General features: G+C 39.7%; 15 protein-coding genes, 1 tRNA gene and 2 pseudogenes. 12 read left to right on the top strand and 6 right to left on the bottom strand.

All coding sequences use genetic code 11. The annotated features are described in order from the left end of the window. Positions 1–91: pseudogene (locus OZ002_RS12590) on the bottom strand (IS982 family transposase); the annotation flags it as partial. A 233-nt stretch (positions 92–324) separates the two neighbouring features. Between OZ002_RS12590 and OZ002_RS12585 the strand changes: the two are divergent. The 7 genes from OZ002_RS12585 to OZ002_RS12555 all read left to right on the top strand — a co-directional run bounded on the left by OZ002_RS12585 (position 325) and on the right by OZ002_RS12555 (position 4,058). Further along, positions 325–588, top strand: a complete 264-nt coding sequence (locus OZ002_RS12585) for a type II toxin-antitoxin system Phd/YefM family antitoxin (RefSeq protein WP_325083438.1) — start codon at positions 325–327, stop codon at positions 586–588. After that, complete coding sequence (locus tag OZ002_RS12580; protein WP_002314366.1) at positions 588–860, top strand: Txe/YoeB family addiction module toxin; 273 nt, start codon at positions 588–590, stop codon at positions 858–860. Before OZ002_RS12585 ends, OZ002_RS12580 begins: the two co-directional genes overlap by 1 nt. Before the next feature lie 76 nt (positions 861–936). Next, the gene (locus OZ002_RS12575; RefSeq protein ID WP_002292678.1) at positions 937–1,266 is read left to right on the top strand and encodes an AbrB/MazE/SpoVT family DNA-binding domain-containing protein; all 330 of its coding nucleotides are present in this window, start codon (positions 937–939) and stop codon (positions 1,264–1,266) included. Further along, on the top strand, positions 1,256–1,543 hold the full coding sequence (locus OZ002_RS12570; protein WP_130624911.1) for a type II toxin-antitoxin system RelE/ParE family toxin: 288 nt from the start codon (positions 1,256–1,258) through the stop codon (positions 1,541–1,543). Before OZ002_RS12575 ends, OZ002_RS12570 begins: the two co-directional genes overlap by 11 nt. Before the next feature lie 285 nt (positions 1,544–1,828). Continuing rightward, on the top strand, positions 1,829–2,686 hold the full coding sequence (locus OZ002_RS12565; protein ID WP_002292680.1) for a ParA family protein: 858 nt from the start codon (positions 1,829–1,831) through the stop codon (positions 2,684–2,686). Next, positions 2,687–3,235, top strand: coding sequence for a hypothetical protein (locus tag OZ002_RS12560; protein WP_002292681.1), 549 nt, complete (start codon positions 2,687–2,689; stop codon positions 3,233–3,235). Between the two features lie 259 nt (positions 3,236–3,494). Continuing rightward, positions 3,495–4,058: a S8 family serine peptidase gene (locus OZ002_RS12555; protein WP_002316729.1), complete on the top strand. Its 564-nt coding sequence runs from the start codon at positions 3,495–3,497 to the stop codon at positions 4,056–4,058. A 149-nt stretch (positions 4,059–4,207) separates the two neighbouring features. On the opposite strand, the gene OZ002_RS12550 is transcribed toward OZ002_RS12555, so the two are convergent. Further along, a protein-coding gene (locus OZ002_RS12550; RefSeq protein ID WP_119657924.1) for an IS3 family transposase occupies positions 4,208–5,337 on the bottom strand; the annotation gives its coding sequence in 2 pieces (ribosomal slippage) (positions 4,208–5,109 and positions 5,109–5,337; 1,131 coding nt in all). A gap of 75 nt (positions 5,338–5,412) precedes the next feature. Here OZ002_RS12550 and OZ002_RS12545 point away from each other — a divergent pair. The 4 genes from OZ002_RS12545 to OZ002_RS12530 all read left to right on the top strand — a co-directional run bounded on the left by OZ002_RS12545 (position 5,413) and on the right by OZ002_RS12530 (position 8,351). Beyond that, entirely contained in the window at positions 5,413–6,081 is a 669-nt protein-coding gene (locus OZ002_RS12545; RefSeq protein ID WP_325083432.1) for a 2,3-bisphosphoglycerate-dependent phosphoglycerate mutase, read from the top strand. A gap of 102 nt (positions 6,082–6,183) precedes the next feature. After that, positions 6,184–6,450 carry an ACT domain-containing protein gene (locus tag OZ002_RS12540; RefSeq protein ID WP_002290085.1) on the top strand — a complete coding sequence of 89 codons (267 nt, stop codon included), beginning with the start codon at positions 6,184–6,186 and terminating at the stop codon, positions 6,448–6,450. A 14-nt stretch (positions 6,451–6,464) separates the two neighbouring features. Beyond that, positions 6,465–7,808 (top strand): PFL family protein, encoded by a 1,344-nt coding sequence (locus OZ002_RS12535; RefSeq protein WP_002332322.1) that lies wholly within the window; start codon positions 6,465–6,467, stop codon positions 7,806–7,808. An 18-nt stretch (positions 7,809–7,826) separates the two neighbouring features. After that, a complete protein-coding gene (locus OZ002_RS12530) occupies positions 7,827–8,351 on the top strand; it encodes an HAD hydrolase-like protein (RefSeq protein ID WP_002316725.1) in 525 nt (174 codons plus the stop codon). 371 nt (positions 8,352–8,722) lie between these two features. Here the strand turns inward: OZ002_RS12530 and OZ002_RS12525 are convergent, their stop codons facing one another. Then, the gene (locus OZ002_RS12525) at positions 8,723–9,172 is read right to left on the bottom strand and encodes a DIP1984 family protein (RefSeq protein WP_325083430.1); all 450 of its coding nucleotides are present in this window, start codon (positions 9,170–9,172) and stop codon (positions 8,723–8,725) included. A 491-nt stretch (positions 9,173–9,663) separates the two neighbouring features. Between OZ002_RS12525 and OZ002_RS12520 the strand changes: the two genes are divergently transcribed. Then, positions 9,664–11,289, top strand: a complete 1,626-nt coding sequence (locus OZ002_RS12520; RefSeq protein ID WP_002336223.1) for a peptide ABC transporter substrate-binding protein — start codon at positions 9,664–9,666, stop codon at positions 11,287–11,289. Between the two features lie 71 nt (positions 11,290–11,360). Here the strand turns inward: OZ002_RS12520 and OZ002_RS12515 are convergent. The 3 genes and pseudogenes from OZ002_RS12515 to ypfJ all read right to left on the bottom strand — a co-directional run bounded on the left by OZ002_RS12515 (position 11,361) and on the right by ypfJ (position 14,079). After that, positions 11,361–12,646 (bottom strand): annotated as a pseudogene (locus OZ002_RS12515) (cytochrome P450). A 115-nt stretch (positions 12,647–12,761) separates the two neighbouring features. Further along, positions 12,762–12,843 (bottom strand) — tRNA-Leu (locus OZ002_RS12510). Positions 12,844–13,185: 342 nt separating this feature from the next. Next, positions 13,186–14,079, bottom strand: a complete 894-nt coding sequence (gene ypfJ, locus OZ002_RS12505; protein ID WP_325083429.1) for a KPN_02809 family neutral zinc metallopeptidase — start codon at positions 14,077–14,079, stop codon at positions 13,186–13,188. Positions 14,080–14,490 lie beyond the last annotated feature (411 nt).

Below are 14,490 nucleotides of genomic sequence, written 5' to 3'. Positions count from 1 at the left end.
AATTGTGGTATATGTTAGAAACAGTTCTCATAATTTCCTTGAATGTTATAAAAGTATCTGTATAATGTTCAGTATATTTTGATGAACGCATATGTAGTCCTCATTTCTTGGGAGTTTTGAGACTACTCTATGCGTTTTTTTGTTGATTTACCAACATGTTTAGACATTTTCCTCTAGGAAAAAATTAACTAGCACCACGGGTATAAAGGAAACGGATAACACTTTACAATGCTGTTTTGGTACTCCAATTTAAACAAAACAATCGAATTTACGTACTTAATTAAGTACGTTAGAATGGAGATATAAATTAGAGGGGGAGTAGATATGGCAAAAACAGTCTTAAATCCTAACTCAGCACGGAAAAATTTTTATAAGTTGTTGAAAGATGTAAATGAGAATCATACGGAAATTGAAATCATTAGTGAGCGCAGTGAAAATAATGCGGTGCTTATTGGTTTGGATGATTGGAAAGCAATCAAAGAAACGCTATTACTTGAGCAAATAGGCACTTTGGGTGTTGTTCGTAAGCGAGAAAAAGATGATAGTGGATTTACTAATGTTGATGAAATTGATTGGGATAACTTATAATGAATAACTATTCTGTGATGATTAAAAACTCGGCTAAAGCTGATTTAAAGAAAATCAAACAGTCTAATTTGAAACCTCAATTTGAGAAGGTTATTCAGACTTTAAAGGAAGATCCCTATCTCCCTACCCAATCATTTGAGAAGTTAAAACCTACACATGAAGGTAGGTATTCTAGAAGATTGAATAGACAACACCGGGTTGTTTATAAGGTAGATGAAGATGAACACGTGGTTGAAATTTATTCAGCAAGGACGCATTACGAGTCACAGTAATTACTTGTAAATACATTATCTCGTGGTATAATGTATTTACTAAGTAATTACATACTGTTAGAAATGAGGGATTTAAATGATTACAAAAACAAGAAAACAAGGCAATTCAATCATGTTGACAGTACCTAAAGATTTTAATGTTCCTAATGGAGTCGAAGTTGAAGCAAAGTTGGTAGAGAATGGTATTCTTTATGAATTTGTTGAACCACAAAAAGAATTTTATGATTTTAGCGAAGATATTTTGTCTGATATAATTGCAGAAGGCTACGATAAAGATGAGATTCTTGTAGAATTTAAGAATAGAAAAAACAAAATGCATTCTTCCTTTAGAGATATTGCTGAAGATACACTTACTAATTCTAAAGTAATGACTAAAGAGGAGTTGGCAACAGAAATTGGCTTATGAAATCGTTCCTTCAAAACATGTCATTAAGTATTTAAAAAAGCTAAAAGAGAAGCCATTGAAAGAAAAATTTTTGAATTTAATTTATGATGAAATTGCGATTGATCCATATAAGGGTGAACAAAAAACTGGGGATTTATCAGGTATTTGGTCTAGTGGGTTCAAATATGCGGGCACAACATATAGAGTAGCTTACGAGATTATAGAAAACAAGGTTATTCCAGTATTCTTATGTGGAACGCATGAAAACTTTTATGAACAGTTGAAAAAATTAATCTAGTGATTTGTTGTCGTTCTTAAGAAGGACGGCTTCTTTTTTATCGAAAATCTGATTCGTCTACATGACTAAAGTCGCGAGTATTCTCTGCTTCTCGATAAATTAAATAACGTCATTACTTTGAGGAAAGCTATAAATCAATATATTTCAGCTTTTCCTTATTTATGTACTACCTTTTCCTTATTAATTATAAGGTAGTACATATATATTTTTTTTTTGGTAGTAACTAAAAATAAATATGTTATAATAGTATCAAATGAATATTGCTAAAAGAAAAGAGGTAGGAACGTGGTAGCGAAGAAATATGTAATCGGTAATTTTAAAGGTGGCGTAGGTAAAAGTACGTGCGCGCAAATGTTAGGGTTTGAATCAGCAGTTAATGAAGGAAAAAGAACCTTGATAATTGACTTGGATATGCAAGGAAATACTTCTGATGTGATGAACTTAACGCATATGAACTTCACTAACGAAGAAGGAGGCGGAGAAGGTGAACCGATTGTTTACGAAAATACTGTGACTGACGTGTTGATAAACAATCTTCCACCTAAAGAGGCTGTCTATAAAGTAATCAATAACCTCTATATACTTCCAGCAGACATGTCCTTTGAAATGTATGATGATTGGATCAAAGACCAATATAATGATTCATTATCCCAATTCAAATATATGAAAGAAAAGCTAGAACCATTATTTGATGAGTTTGACGTCATCTATTTAGATGTCCCACCTTCTATTTCTGTATATAGTAAATCCGCGATGTACATTGCGGACTGGGCAATCGTCGTCTTACAGACCCAAGTAAAATCGATGAGAAATGCGATGCAATATCTTGAGTATATGGACTTTTTTGTGAAAGAATTTGATACAAATTTATATGTTGCTGGTGTTATTCCTTTCATGTTGGAAAGCGGTGACGCAGTAGATCAGGAAATGTATAAACAAGCCCAAGAGATTTATGGGGAACATTTGATTAAAAATGTTGTACTCAAAAATGCGCGCTTAAAACGATACGACGGATCAGGTATTACGATGGAGAAGACAAAGAAAGGTCTCTTAAAACAATGGGATCGCAAAAGCCACGAATTATTTATCAGTATTTTGAAAGAATTGGAAGAACACGAGAATTGGTATGCGGAGGTGGAGTAATTGGCTGACATCAAAGGACTTGATATTTTTGGGAACAACAAAGGACTCGCCAAAATAAAAAAAGAAGCAGAAGCAAAGAAAAAGCAGCAAGCAATTACACCATCTGAAAATAAGCAATTAGAAGTGCACCAAGTTCAAGAAATAAAAACTTCCTCCAATGTTGAAAGACAGAGTAGAGGAAGAACAAAAAAAGTTGGCGCACCAATCAGAAAGTTTGATAAGGTTTATTCCACCAAGCATCCTTTAAAACTGTCGACTTTGTTAAATGCGACTTCCAGAGTTTTAGTAGAAAAGTATGAGACTAATATGACAAGAGATGAATTGCTTAGAAAAGCTTTAGATGAGTATATTAAACAGAATCTTACGCAAGAAGATAAGCAAGATTTGTTTAATGACGTGGTGAAAGAACTAGACTTGTTCAGAGAAAAATATCCAATTGTTCCAGAGTTAGATGATCGTGGAGAAATAATAAGAACTACCAGTCAGATAAAACAAGATACCGAAGACTCACTGCGCAAAGGGTGGGGAATGAATAATAAAGTTAGATAATAATCAAAGAAGAACTAAGTAACTACCTTTAAACGGTAGTTACTTAGTTCTTCTTTGATTTGCGTGAAATAGAGGGGATTTATTTTTCTGGTTACGTGATTAAAAAATCCAAAAAATGAGCATAGGAACGGTTATGATTTTAGGGTGTGTTTTAATGAGATATTGTGATTTCATTAACAAGTGTATGATAATCTGTTGTTGAGTTAGTAAATAAGTAATAGAGCTAACTCTAAAATAAAACTATTAGGAGGAGATGTAGATGAAAAAGTTTAAAAAGAAAATATATTTAGGATTGGTTGTTGGGGTGAGTATGTTTGGGTTCATGGCTCATACTAAACAAGTAACTGCAGATACTAACCAAAAAGAAAGGATTATGAGCCAATTAGATGACTCTCAAATAGAGTATGTACCCAATGAGCTAATTGTCAGTTTAAAGGCTACACAAAGAATTTCAACAGAGAAAAATAAACCGCAAAATTTATTGGGTGTAAAAGTTATGGTGGAAAAAGATTTGACTCTTAGGACAAATGAAAGCGATTATAATAAGCGAGATCAAGTATTATTAGTGAAATTGAACGAAGAAATTAGTGTGGAAGAGGCAGTAAGAACATTTAATGCTTCTGATATGGTCAATTATGCAGAGCCAAACTATGTGGTTGAACTAGAGCCGTTGAATGATGTTGAGGAGCCAAATACAACTGATTCTTTAGGAAATCGATCAATTATTCTTAACGATCCTAATTGGAGTAAACAAGCTAATTTAAGAGAGATTAGCATGCCATCCGCTTGGGAAGAAACCAAGGGTTTGGATCTGTGTCAATAAAGTGGACTCATTTTTTGAGAGTTTTTTTGCAACCAATCCACTCTCGAGTTGTTTCATGATTTCAGACAATCGTCAAACTAAAACCGTTTGACCATTCTCTGAAACCATGAAAAGAGATTCTCGTGGATTCGTTCAAAAAATGTGAGTAGCTATTGCGCGTGCTGCCGAGCTTGGTCTTCTGCCTGTTGTGGTGTCAGATAGCCAATTGCTCCATGAATTCGCTTGCGGTTGTACCATCCTTCAATATATTGAAACAGTTCGAGTTTGGCTTCTTCATAAGAATGATAGGTCGTTTGATAGACTTCTTCTTTCTTTAATGCCGCGTGAAACGATTCGATACAGGAATTGTCGTAAGGCGTACCTTTGCGACTATAAGAGTGCGTTATCTTGTTCGTGCGCATTGCTTCCTCAAAATCGGAGCTAGTATACTGCGAACCAAGATCGGTTTGGATGATCAGTCCGTCTGTCGGTTGTTGATTTTGGATTGCTGATTCTAGCGCATTCATCACGATTTCAGTGGTCATCTGCTTGGCGTAAGTGTAGCCGATGATCTTTTTCGAATAAAGATCGATCACAGAAGCCAGGTAGGTCCAGCCGTCTTTTGCAGTCGAGATATATGTGATATCAGCGGCCCATTTTTGATTGATGCTGGTTGTGGAGAAATCTTGGTTTAAGAGATTTGTCCGTTCTTCAACGCGCTCTTTAGAAGCCTTGGTTGGATGATATTTTTTTACGGTGATCGAATGGATGCCAAGGAGACGCATCCGTTTTTGCACCCGTTTGATCGACAAATCAAAGCCTTGCTCTATCAGCTGATGATGAATTTTCCAGGCACCATAACGTTTCTTGCTGTCTGTGTAAATCGATAAGATGGCTTTATCGATGCGTTCATTTTCAAGTTCACGCTGACTTGGTGTGTGTTTGAGTTCCTTATAATACGTGCTTGGAGCTACTTCCATTACTCGCAAAAGCATGCGCGTCGGATACTCGTTGCTCTCGTTTTCAATGAAGAGGATTTTACTGTATAAGTTTACTTCGTGAATATAGCCATTGCTTTTTTTAAGATTTCGTTCTCCTGTCGCAGACGCGTCATTTCTTTTTCCATCTGTTTAATCTGAGCGGGAGTCAGCGAACTGCCAGTAACGGGCGTGTTGCTTTTCTTCCATTTGTAAATCGTTTGTTCTGCAATGCCATATTCACGGGAAATTTCGGCAACCGGCTTACCAGTTGCGACGAGTTGAAGGATCATGTCTTTTCTTTCTTGACTGTACTTTTTCATTTAGCGAACTTCCTTTCGTTCGAGGTTATTATAGTCCTCTCCCAAAATGTGTCCACTAAATCATCCTAACACCATATGGATGTAGTACTGATGCGGCACGGGGAAAGTGAAGCAAATTTTGAAAATTATTGGATGGGATGGCTGGATGTTTCTCTGACAGAAAAAGGACAGGAACAGGCTCGTAAGGCAGGGGAAAAAATCAAAAACGCGCAGATCGAGTTTGACGCTGCATTTACGTCAGTATTGAAGCGGGCATCATTGACTTGCCAGATTATCTTAGAAGAAAGCGATCAGTTACGGATACCGACATTTAAAACCTGGCGTCTGAACGAGCGGCATTATGGCGCTTTAGTAGGGAAAAATAAGGATGAAATGGCACGAGAATTCGGGGCAGATCAAGTCAAACGCTGGCGTCGAGATTATTATGAAATGCCTCCATTAGTAGAAGAAAACCATTTTGATCGCCGTTACGCACAATTGGCAGATCAAGACATTCCTCATGGAGAAAATCTGCAAATGACGGTCCAGCGGGTCGCGCCATTATGGCAAGACGAGATCGCGCCGCTGTTGGGTTCGGGTAAGAATGTTTTGATTACCGGACATGGCAACAGTCTGCGGGCACTGGTGAAATATTTGGAGGATGTACCGGAAGACCAAATGGATACCATTGATATTCCCAATGCGCAGCCGATCCACTACCGCTTTGATAAGAACTTGCAGATCGTCAATAAATCGATCCTCTAAAGACGAATATTGGCTGAAGGAAATAGCCCTTTGTTTCAGAATTTTTCATAAAACTATCATAAATTATGGTATACTATTGAAAAAATTGGAGGAATAAGAATAATGAAAGCTATTTTAACGGTGGTCGGGAAGGACAAGGTTGGGATCATTGCCGGTGTCAGCCAGAAGTTGGCAGAATTGAATATCAATATTCTAGATGTATCTCAAACGATCATGGAAGATTATTTTACCATGATGATGATGTTGCAAATGCAACCAGAGGCTGATTTAGAAGCGATCAAGCAAGCATTGAGTCAAGTTGAAAACACGTTGGGCGTCAAAATCAGCATTCAAAATGAAGAGATCTTCAATGCGATGCATAAACTATAATTCGGAGGGAAATGATGGAAACAAAACAAATTCTTGAAACGATCCGGATGGTAGAAGAAGAAAATCTTGATATCCGGACGATCACAATGGGTATTTCATTGTTGGACTGTATCGATGCCAGCACAGAAAAGACTTGTCAAAATATCTATAATAAAATCACCAGCAAAGCGAAAAATCTTGTAAAAGTCGGTGACGAGATCGCCAGTGAATTTGGGATCCCCATCATCAACAAGCGGATCTCGGTAACGCCGATCGCAATCGTTGCTTCCGCAAGCGGCGGGCAAGACTGTGTTGCTTTTGCGCGAGTTTTGGACAAAGCCGCAAAAGTGGTGGGGATCAATTTTATCGGCGGGTATAGCGCATTAGTTGAAAAAGGCTATCAAGGAGCGGACCTGTCCTTGATCCAATCGATTCCGGAAGCCTTGGCAGAAACAGAATTTGTCTGTTCTTCTGTCAATATTGGTTCGACACGGGCAGGGATCAATATGGACGCTGTCAAATTGATGGGTGAAACCATCAAACAAACCGCCGAAGCTTCAGATATGGGCTGTGCGAAGTTGGTAGTCTTTGCGAATGCGGTGGAAGACAATCCTTTCATGGCGGGAGCATTCCACGGGGTCGGTGAAGCAGATTGCGAGATCAATGTCGGTGTCAGCGGACCGGGCGTAGTAAAACGCGCTCTGGAAAAGGTCAAAGGCGAATCTTTCGATGTGGTTGCTGAAACAGTTAAGAAGACGGCATTTAAAATCACGCGGATGGGACAATTAGTCGGTCAAATCGCTTCTGAGCGATTGCACGTACCCTTTGGTATTGTGGATCTGTCATTAGCTCCTACTCCGGCAGTTGGTGATAGTGTCGCGTTGATCTTGGAAGAAATGGGCTTGGAATCTGTCGGCACACACGGTACAACGGCCGCACTGGCTTTATTGAACGATGCTGTGAAAAAAGGCGGCGTGATGGCCTGCAACCATGTGGGAGGCTTATCAGGCGCATTCATTCCGGTTTCTGAAGATGCAGGTATGATCAAAGCCGTAGAAGAAGGCTATCTGAATCTGGAGAAATTAGAAGCGATGACCGCCATTTGTTCAGTGGGTCTGGACATGATCGCGATCCCCGGAGATACACCAGCGGAGACGATTGCGGCGATGATCGCTGATGAAGCTGCGATCGGTGTCATCAATCATAAAACAACGGCGGTGCGGATCATCCCCGCTAAAGATAAAAAAGTCGGCGATTCTGTCGAATTCGGCGGTTTGCTGGGGACTGCTCCAGTCATGCGGACGAATTCGGCGAAATCGACGGACTTTATCCAACGAGGCGGGCGGATCCCGGCACCAATACATTCATTTAAAAATTAGGAAGATAGTGAGAAAATAATGTTTGATTCATATATATGGGATTTTGACGGGACGTTGTTCGATACGTATCCGATCATGCTTGACAGCATGATGAAAGCTTTAGAAGATCGGCAAGTAGTTGCTGATCCAAAAGCTGTTTATCGATTATTGAAAGAAAAATCTTCAAAAGCATTGACTGAAAAATATCATTTGGACTTTCGAGAATTCTCAGATGATTTCCATCAATACGAAACGCTTGATACACGCCAACCTGTCACATTTGATCATGTGTATGACACATTGACGCAATTGAAACAACAAGGATCTAAACATTATATCTTGACTCATCGTACGATCGCTTCGACTCGCAAATTGTTAGTAAAAGAAGGAATGTTAGAATTTTTTGAAGAAAACGCTAGGCGCCTGGCACTCATCTTCCTCCCTCCCTACAGCCCTCAGTTGAACCTAATGGAAGGCGTTTGGAAGTGGCTCAAGGAATCGGTCATCAACAATGTTTTTTTGACCACGTCCAGAAAATCAAACAGTCGGTCCGCGGTTTCTTAGCCGATGTAAACGAGCGTCCCCTTGAGGTGATTGACCGACTGTGCGTGCGGATGTAAAGTATTTAATTCAACCTATATAGCTAAACGATCAAAGATTCCTTGATCTGGTTTCCTATGTTAGAAACGGATCAGGGGGTCTTTTGCTTTTGAAAGAGGTCTTGTTGAAAAAAAACCTCTGTTTACCTTTTGAGTAACAAAAGATAAACAGAGGCACCCACCTTGTCAAACCAGCACGTGGTCGTTAATTGAAAAATATAAGTTGTACGCTTGTAACTGAACAGCAGTCATTAAACTGGTCCCTGCCAGACCCCATTGGTGTACATATAAGCCTGTACCTGCTTTGTGCTCGCTTTTGACTCCCACCCAGCTGTTTTATAAATCAACAAGCCAATTTGTTTGTTGAATCTGCCCGTCTAATTCACGTAAGGCTTTTGCGGTTTGATTCAAACGGTCGGTGATTTGCTTGGTATCGATCGTTCGGATCATACGAATCTCATTACGTCCCATCCGTGGAGCAACCTTGGCTGCTTCCAATGTTGCCGTTAGCATCGCATGCGAACGCCTTAAAGCTTCCCGTTTCTCTAATGCAGCAGCAATCGTTTCTTGTTCACCGATTTTGGCGACCGCATTTCGCTGATTGATTGCAATGACCAACTGGGCAAATTCTTGGTTTGTTGTTTCATAATCCAGCAGTAAGTCGCCGATGCTGCGGTCTAACGTATCGCCTTCTTGGATCACGGCACTACTGGCAATCTCTTCTCGTAACAGAGTGAGTTTGGATTCAAGATCTCTTCGTAGTAATAATGCTTCAGCAAGTTTCATTGATTTCATCCTTTCGAGCAAGGTTTCTTTTCTTTATCTTAGAAAAAAAAACACTAAGCTGGCAAGTATTTGCCCTCCAAAAAGTCTCGAAGCCATTATTGAAAAGATTGAAAATTCTAAAAACTGTTTGACTTGAAAAACGAGGAATAGTGTACTTTTATCAATTCAGTAGAATATAGGACATCGATGAGAAGAGTAGCTTTGATGACTGTTTAAAGAGAACCCGGGTTGGTGAGAAAGGGGACAGAACGCTAAGTGAAGATGAGCTCAGAGTCTTTTAACTGGTTTACGCTGGTTAGACGGAACGCAGCCGTTATCCTGCCGAGTATGCATACGTACTGATGAGGTGTTATTTGTAAAAATGACACGAAAAAGGGTGGTAACACGAAGTCTTCGTCCCTTTGTTGATCAATGATGATCAGCAAAGGGACGAGGATTTTTTTATTTGATCAAGCTTGCAACTCGCAAGTGAAAAGGAAAGAGGAGAGTAAATGAAAAAGGGTCTGGTTGTTGTAGGAATTTTAAGTTTTTTGTTAGCAGGATGTAGCACGACTGGATCGTCCGCAAAGGAGACAGATCCAGAAGTTCAAGAGATTTCAGTCAGCTTACCGGCAGAGTTGACAACATTAGATACGACGCAAACAACGGATAAAGTTACGTTTACCGTTATCCAGCATCTTTTTGAAGGGTCGTATCGTTTTGATGAAAAGAGTCAGCCAGTTCCCGGTTTGGCGGAGGAAGCAGTCATCAGTGAAGATGGCAAGACATATACCTTTAAACTAAAGGAAGAAGCCAAATGGAGTGATGGGCAGCAAGTGCAAGCAGCAGATTTTGCTTATGCTTGGAAGAAACTGGTCGATCCTAAAACCATGGGGCCTAATGCGTATCTTTTAGACAATGTCGTCAACAGTCAAGATATTCGCGAAGGGAAAGCAGACATTGCGACGATTGGCTTAGAAACACCGGATGAAAAGACCTTTGTCGTCCATTTGGAACAGCCGCAACCTTCTTTTTTATCGGTGGTGTCGATTGGCTGGTTAGCGCCTCAAAGACAGTCTTATGTTGAAGAAAAAGGGACGGCATATGGGAAAACAAGTGAAGACTTGCTCTATACGGGACCTTTCATTCTGAAAGACTGGCAACAGACCGGTGCAGAATGGACGCTTGCCAAAAATCCTGAGTATTACGATCAAGCGGTAGTTAAGTTGGATAAAATCAAAGGTTCCACGATCAAAGAGGAGAATACTGGAATCCAGTTGTTTGAAAGCGGAGAGTTGGATCTGCAAAAAATCAGCGGACTCTATGTGCAACAGTACCAAAATAATGACTCCTTAGTCACTCAAAAGGATATTGCCAACTATTTTTTAGATTTTAATAAACAGGCAAATAAACCATTGTCAAATGTCCACCTTCGTAAAGCCATCGCTTTGGCGATTGACAAAGAGAGTCTCGTGAATGATGTGTTGAACGATGGAGCAAGCGTATTGAATGGCCTTATTCCCAGTGGGCTTTATGCCAATCCGAATACCAATGAAGATTTTCGCACTTATAGCGGGGACTACAATGAATACGATAGTAACAAAGCACAAGCAGAATGGAGTCAAGCACAATCAGCTATCGGTGACAAAATTGAACTGACTTTATTGGTAACAGATGATGATCACGGACAAAAAATCGGTGAATATCTGCAAAATCAGCTTCAAGATCATTTGCCTGGTTTGACGATTACAATCAATAAACAACCACGAACGAATTTGAATCAATCACGAGCAGATGGTCAATATGAGTTGTCGATTTCTGGTTGGATTGCTGGCAGCAGTGACTTGGACTCTTATTTCAATTTATATAAAAAAGGTTCTTCTTACAATTACGGTGGATATGTCAACGAGGACTATACGGCATTGACAGAAAACGCACGTACCGTGGATGCCAATGATCCAGATAAAGTATTTGAAGATTACAAATCAGCAGAATCAATTCTGTTAGCAGAAGATGCAGCTCAAGTTCCTCTATATCAGAGTGCATCAAATTATTTGATCAGGTCAACGATCAAAGATATCCAATTTCCCGCATACGGTGCCTATTTTTATTTCCGTACGGCATCTGTAGAGAAGTAAGCAAAAAACGCAGCCCTAAGCTTGCTTGGGCTGCGTTTTTGTGAGCTGCACTTAATAACAACGATCAGTAGTTACTCATTTTCTGTGGTCATTGCAGCTTCTTTAAATAAGAGAACTTTACTTTCTGGATAGGTTGGAAAGTGATTCATTGGAATCTTCCAATCTTGTTCAGGAACTTCAAACTGATAGTGGTTGACCAGTAAATCACTGAACACGCGCAACGTATGCAAGGTGATCCATTCACCAGCACAGCGGTGCATTTTGCGGAAATCACCGCCTCCTTGTGCGATCATTTCATATTCTTCCTCATAGGAAATGGCTTGTGTACGTCCGACAAAGCGATCCACTTTGAAGTCATCTGGCTGATCAAAGGTTCTCGGATCATGATTCGTACCATAAATATCTTGGACGACCCAGCTGTCCTTAGGGATCAGATAACCATCGACGACAACATCTTGCAAGCTAATGGCGGGCATCATTGGAAAGAAAGGATAAAAGCGGCGTAATTCTTGAATAAATGAATCCTGTAACTCCGAAAAGTTTTGTTTAAGTGCTTGGTAGATGGTCGTTGTACTAAAAAGGGCATGTCCCATCAAAGCGATCCAAACGGTTAAAGCAACCGTAGGGCGGATGATATTTAACAGATCGACGGCTGCAACTTCGATCGGCAGTAAATTACCTTCAAGATCAGTGGCAGTAGCGAAAGTATAAAGTGCTAATGATTCTTTGCCAGCAACAGGATGTTGATGAGCTTCTTCAATCAATCCTTGAGCCCATTTCTCAGATTTTTTACGATATTCGACGCCTCTTAAATGGGCGACAGGGGAGGTGACAGTCCCGCTGAACATAGCAACTTGATAAAATCAGCTAACTCACTGATCTCTAATTGAGACAGTGGTGCTAGATTGATTCCTGACCATTCACAAATCGTTTTGAATAGAACATTTTTTGTGAGTGAAAAAAGCTCAAAGGTACCGGATTGTTTATCCAGTTCATGAGAAAGGTTTCGTTCCAACAAATCATGGTAATCGGTCATTCTCTCAGGTGTCATCAAGTCCATAAAGTAGTTTTTCCGATGGTGATGTTGTTCCCCGTCTAAAATTTGAACCCCCTCTTCACCTAACAAGGTTGAACGGACGAGTTTAGGCATTGCTCCTTCACGTTTAAAGTTTCGTGGATCATAAAAAATTTTTGCTGCTTCTTTTCCATAAATGGCAATCACTTCTTAATTCAGAAATTTTGCTCTAACGACTGGGGCATTCACCTCAGACCGTAATTCTCCTAAGATTTCATAACCAGCATCAAAGAGTTCTTTGACCTCAGTTAATTTGATTTTCGCTGTTGGTACTTCTTTCATTGGATTTCCTCCTATCTTTTTCCTATTGATATACTTCTAGCTTAAGCTTTTTTCTTTATTTAGACAAAAGAAACACATAAAAAAGAGCAGATCATCCAAGATGATCTGCTCAAAATGCGGAAGATGGGAGTTGAACCCACACGAGATATACTCACACGCGCCTGAAGCGTGCGCGTCTGCCATTCCGCCACTTCCGCGCATAAATAACCTTAGCGCATTTTGAGAATTTTGGCAAGAAAAAAAATAAGTCTGTCAGCGGGGACTGACAGACAAGGAGTAAAAAATGAAAAAGTTGGGTTGTTTGTTGGGTTATTTATATAGTAACCGGAAAATATGAAAAAATTGTGATTAACCCTTAGCGTTTTAAAGAAAAAAACAGGCCAAAGGTTAAAAAAAACTAAAATAGCACCATGAAAAAAAAGGGCCTGCCAGCGGGGACTGGCAGGCAAGGAGTAAAATGAAAAAGTTAGGGTTTGTTGGTATGAATAAACTATACCGCCCAAATGTGAAAAAAGAGTGACTAAAAAGGAACGTTTTTGTTATGATCCGTAGACCAAATCAAGGTTTTTTTCATTGAAGGTGTCTCCATGCTCCAAATCACCATATTTGAACCCCCGGTTGAACCATTCAACTCGTTGTTTTGAAGTCCCATGAGTAAAACTATCTGGTACGACATATCCTTGGTATTCCTTTTGTAACGTATCATCACCGATGGCATTAGCAGCTGTGATAGCCTCTTCGATATCACCAGCTTCTAAAATCGGTTGGCCGTTATAAGTTTTTCCTTGTAGATACTTGGCAAATGTACCGGCTAAATAATCCGCTTGTAGTTCCAAACGAACACTATATTGATTGTATTCTTTTTCAGAAACCTGTTGGCGGATCTTATCGAGTTGCTGTGTAATACCAAGTTCGTTTTGTACGTGATGACCAACTTCATGAGCAATGACATAGGCCATAGCAAAATCTCCGCTGGCCCCATACTTTTGAGAAAGTTCTGTTGCAAAGCTGAGATCCAGATAAACATTTTGATCGGCAGGGCAATAAAAGGGACCAACTTGAGAAGTTGCATTCCCACAAGCCGATTGAACACTTCCTGTAAATAAAACCAGTTTAGGATCTTGATACGTAGTCTGTTCTGCTTCAAAAACACCATTCCAATAATCTTCCAAATGGCCGAAGACGACAGCGGAGAATTCTTTTTCCTCTGTATACTCGTCTGAAGCCACATTTTCTGTTTGATAATTAGCGGCTTGTCCGCCTCCCAAAATATCTGTGACGGAGTTTAAATCACCTCCACTGAATAGAAAAAAGAGGATTGCGATAACAATCGTACCGATACCACCGCCGGCCATTATTTTTCCTCCTGAACCTGCGGAACGACCAGAGCGGTCTTCCACATTGGAACTTTGTCTACCCCCACGCCATTTCATTTTGTTTCCTCCTCATTTGACTGTTTACATTTATTATAAGAGAAAACGAGGAAGATGAGAAAAGTTTGGCTTGCTTGAAGCGATTTTGCGGAACAAACGACCGATATTACTATCAAGGGAAAGGGTGTGCACACCTTTTAATCATTTTTTAATCTAACAATTGGTCTTCATATTTGTTAAGGTATCACTAGAATAAAGGTAGAGGGTGAGCAAATGAAAAACAATTATTCTTTGATCGAAGACCGACGCATGCAAATTTTGGTTCTGTTGCAAAGTTTTCCAAGAAATCTATTTTAGTGTAAAATTGAGAAAAAAGACAGAGAGGACAGAGTAATGAATCATTTTAAAGGCAAACAATTCAAAAAAGACGTCATTATTGTCGCTGTTGGTTACTACCTGCGTTACAATCTA

Source organism: Enterococcus sp. E4-150 (assembly GCF_035726465.1).
GTDB lineage: Bacteria > Bacillota > Bacilli > Lactobacillales > Enterococcaceae > Enterococcus_B > Enterococcus_B faecium.
This window is presented reverse-complemented; position numbering and strand designations above follow the sequence as displayed.

Excerpts from the sequence above, each read along its gene's own strand:
- OZ002_RS12585 (WP_325083438.1), top strand. The coding sequence starts at position 325 with ATGGCAAAAACAGTCTTAAATCCTAACTCAGCACGGAAAAATTTTTAT.
- OZ002_RS12580 (WP_002314366.1), top strand. The coding sequence starts at position 588 with ATGAATAACTATTCTGTGATGATTAAAAACTCGGCTAAAGCTGATTTA.
- OZ002_RS12575 (WP_002292678.1), top strand. The coding sequence starts at position 937 with ATGATTACAAAAACAAGAAAACAAGGCAATTCAATCATGTTGACAGTA.
- OZ002_RS12555 (WP_002316729.1), top strand. The coding sequence starts at position 3,495 with ATGAAAAAGTTTAAAAAGAAAATATATTTAGGATTGGTTGTTGGGGTG.
- OZ002_RS12545 (WP_325083432.1), top strand. The coding sequence starts at position 5,413 with ATGGATGTAGTACTGATGCGGCACGGGGAAAGTGAAGCAAATTTTGAA.
- OZ002_RS12540 (WP_002290085.1), top strand. The coding sequence starts at position 6,184 with ATGAAAGCTATTTTAACGGTGGTCGGGAAGGACAAGGTTGGGATCATT.
- OZ002_RS12535 (WP_002332322.1), top strand. The coding sequence starts at position 6,465 with ATGGAAACAAAACAAATTCTTGAAACGATCCGGATGGTAGAAGAAGAA.
- OZ002_RS12530 (WP_002316725.1), top strand. The coding sequence starts at position 7,827 with ATGTTTGATTCATATATATGGGATTTTGACGGGACGTTGTTCGATACG.
- OZ002_RS12525 (WP_325083430.1), bottom strand. The coding sequence starts at position 9,172 with ATGAAACTTGCTGAAGCATTATTACTACGAAGAGATCTTGAATCCAAA.
- OZ002_RS12520 (WP_002336223.1), top strand. The coding sequence starts at position 9,664 with ATGAAAAAGGGTCTGGTTGTTGTAGGAATTTTAAGTTTTTTGTTAGCA.
- ypfJ (WP_325083429.1), bottom strand. The coding sequence starts at position 14,079 with ATGAAATGGCGTGGGGGTAGACAAAGTTCCAATGTGGAAGACCGCTCT.